This window comes from Microcoleus sp. S13_C3, assembly GCF_036700905.1.
In the GTDB taxonomy this organism is placed as follows: domain Bacteria; phylum Cyanobacteriota; class Cyanobacteriia; order Cyanobacteriales; family Microcoleaceae; genus Microcoleus.
Window position 1 is genome coordinate 1 of sequence record NZ_JAUBPT010000311.1, and the last position, 2,903, is coordinate 2,903.

Annotated in this window: 5 protein-coding genes; all 5 read left to right on the forward strand. The window is 43.9% G+C overall.

Features of this window, described 5'->3' with window-relative positions; translation table 11 throughout:
* On the forward strand, positions 1–257 hold a 257-nt coding region (locus QUA16_RS36185; protein WP_333109653.1), incomplete at its 5' end, for a hypothetical protein.
* Between the two features lie 209 nt (positions 258–466).
* A complete protein-coding gene (locus tag QUA16_RS36190) occupies positions 467–634 on the forward strand; it encodes a LysM domain-containing protein (protein ID WP_333109651.1) in 168 nt (55 codons plus the stop codon).
* Positions 635–821: 187 nt separating this feature from the next.
* Positions 822–1,082, forward strand: coding sequence for a beta/gamma crystallin-related protein (locus tag QUA16_RS36195; RefSeq protein ID WP_333109650.1), 261 nt, complete (start codon positions 822–824; stop codon positions 1,080–1,082).
* A gap of 84 nt (positions 1,083–1,166) precedes the next feature.
* Positions 1,167–1,592 carry a CVNH domain-containing protein gene (locus tag QUA16_RS36200; RefSeq protein WP_333109649.1) on the forward strand — a complete coding sequence of 142 codons (426 nt, stop codon included), beginning with the start codon at positions 1,167–1,169 and terminating at the stop codon, positions 1,590–1,592.
* Positions 1,593–1,641: 49 nt separating this feature from the next.
* Entirely contained in the window at positions 1,642–2,856 is a 1,215-nt protein-coding gene (locus tag QUA16_RS36205; protein WP_333109647.1) for a GMC family oxidoreductase N-terminal domain-containing protein, read from the forward strand.
* The last annotated feature ends 47 nt before the right edge of the window (positions 2,857–2,903 follow it).

Consider the following 2,903-nt stretch of genomic DNA (forward strand, 5'->3'; position numbering starts at 1 on the left):
CGTCCAAAAAGGACGGGCGGGACGCCCATCCCACAATAACAATTAAAATTGTAAGTTATTTAATTCGCGATCCTAACACTATTGACGAGTACGATAAACTGAACATAAGTAAGCAGCCTGACGCACTAAGACTGCAATTTTGTTATCTCAATATGGCGGTCAAAGTTATGCTGTCAGGGGGAAAACCAGTTTTTAGTAATAGCAATTATGAGGTTTTGCCCAATATTAAAGTTGCCTATAAATCTTTAAATTTCTAATAACCTATTCACAATGATAGATATTTTGTTCAACGATTATGTTTAAGTTAGGTTTACGAGGAAAGAAACCAAATCTGAGATTCAATCGAAACTCTACGAGGTGAACAAAAGCCTCTAATTAGATCGAGAAAATCTGAATTTGACTGCTGGAATCGTCTGAGAGAGTTTAGAAACAAAAGACAACGACCTTAACAACAAAGGAAAAAATCATGTCTAACAAAACACATACTGTAGCCGCTGGAGATACATTTTCCAGTATTGCAGCGTTCCATTATGGTAATGGCAGTGATGCGAACGCGCAAAAAATTGCAGGTGCTAATCCTGGTGTTAGCCCTGGAAACTTACAAGTTGGTCAAACACTTCAAGTTCCTGCTTAACAGGTTTGAAAAGCTTGTCAACATAGCTGGTTCTAATAGCAGCTATTAAGCATCCAGGAGGTTAGCAAATAAAACTAACCTTCTGCCCGCACAAATTTCCCCGAAAAAAGTGCCTTGTTGACAAACATTTAGGTTTGATATTTTTCGGACTTGTTTCAATAACACCGACTAATTTAGGATAAAAATAATGGCTGAAATAATTGTGTTTAGCGATTCCAATTTTCGAGGAACTTCAAATAGCTTTACCCAAGACTTAGCTAATGTCGGAACTTTTTGGAACGACAAAATTACATCAGCTAAAGTAATCTCTGGTACATGGCAAGTTTTGGGGGATACTAACTTCACCGGGAGTAATGTGAAACTTCCACCGGGAGAGTATCCTAATCTTGCAATCAGCCCTGGTCGTATCAATAACGATAGCATTTCCTCACTCAAAATTGTAGGATAACGAGCCAAAACCATCACGCTCGTTGACCCCTATTGCCAGTGGTGGCAGTGGGGGATTTTGATTTGTGATTTAAGGAGAATACTCATGTCTTACCTTACGAAACTCAGTCGATCGTCAAGTTTAATAGCTTTTGCTGCTTGTGGTGCAATTCTAACTGTAATTCCTAGGGAACCTGCTTTGGCAAGGCCCACATCTCCTAGCAGTTATCAAAGTTCTTGTCAGAATATTAAGATTACCGGAGCGACTTTATCAGCAAGATGTCGTCAAGTTAATGGCTCAGCCAAGTCAACATCAATTTTGATTCGGGGAATAGAGAATCAAAATGGAAACTTGACGTATTCTCGCAATCCAAGAGCCGCTAGCAGTTATCAAGCTTCTTGTAAGAATATTGATAATACCGGAGCGACTTTATTAGCAAGATGTCGTCAAGTTAATGGCTCAACCAAGTCAACATCAATTTTGATTCGGGGAATAGAGAATCAAAATGGAAACTTGACGTATTCTCGCTAGCCATTAAGGTCTGATTAATCCACGACATACAGCAAACAAGGAGAATTCCATGACGAACTATGACTACATTATTATCGGTGCTGGTTCGGCAGGCTGCGTAGTTGCCAACCGTTTGACAGAAGACAGTAAAACAACAGTGTTATTACTCGAAGCTGGCAACCCGGATACTAAACCGGAGATTCAAATCCCGGCGGAATGCCTAAAACTATTAGGTTCTGAGGTGGACTGGGGATATTTTTCCGAACCAGAACCGTACTTAAATAATCGCAAAATCTATTGTCCCCGTGGCAAAGTTTTGGGTGGTAGCAGTGCGATTAATTTCATGCTTTATATTCGAGGCAATCCTCATGATTATGACCACTGGCAAGAATTAGGTAATCCGGGTTGGAGTTACCAGGATATGTTGCCCTATTTCAAGAAATCCGAGCACCAGCAACGCGGTGCTTCTGAATACCACGGGGTTGATGGGGAGTTGAGCGTCACCGAGCTCATGGACACTGCGGTAATGTCTCAACGCTTTGTTGAGACAGCGGTGCTAATGGGCTATGACTATAATCCTGACTTCAACGGCAGTCAACAAGAAGGGGCAGGCTTTTATCAATTTACGATTAAAGATGGGAAGCGGCACAGTGCTGCGGCGGCCTTCCTCCTACCCATTCTCCAGCGTCCGAATTTGACAACCACAACAGGCGCGTTGGTGACGCGGTTGTTATTTGAGGGCATCCGTACCGTTGGGGTGGAGTATCTTCACGAGGGCACGCTGCACCAGGTCAGCGTCAACCAGGAAGTGATTGTCAGTGCTGGTGCGTTCGATTCGCCCAAACTGCTGATGCTTTCCGGCATTGGGGATGCAGCACGCCTGCAAGCCTTGGGCATTCCTGTTGTCGCCGATCTGCCTGGGGTCGGCCAAAATCTCCAAGACCACGTTCTCGTTCCCATTACCTACCAGGCAACTGAGGCTGTCCACCCTGCCAGCAGCAGCAGTGGGATTGGTGAAGCTGGATTGTTCTTGCATAGCGAGCATAACTTGGATGTTGCGCCAGATCTACAGTGTTTCGCAGGTCCCATTCTGTGGGCACCACCTGGCTCTAACCGCTCTGGTCCGGGATTCTTTGGGGTCGCCTCTTTGACCCATGCTCAAAACATTGGGAGTGTCAGCTTGCGATCGTCCGATCCCAAAGATACACCGATGATTCGGCTGAACTATCTGCAAAGTGAAACCGATGTACAAACGCTAGGGCGTAGGTACAGTATTAGAACTTGACAAAAGTAGGAAAGCATGATAAGTGAATTTAGGAGCTTGTTAAATCC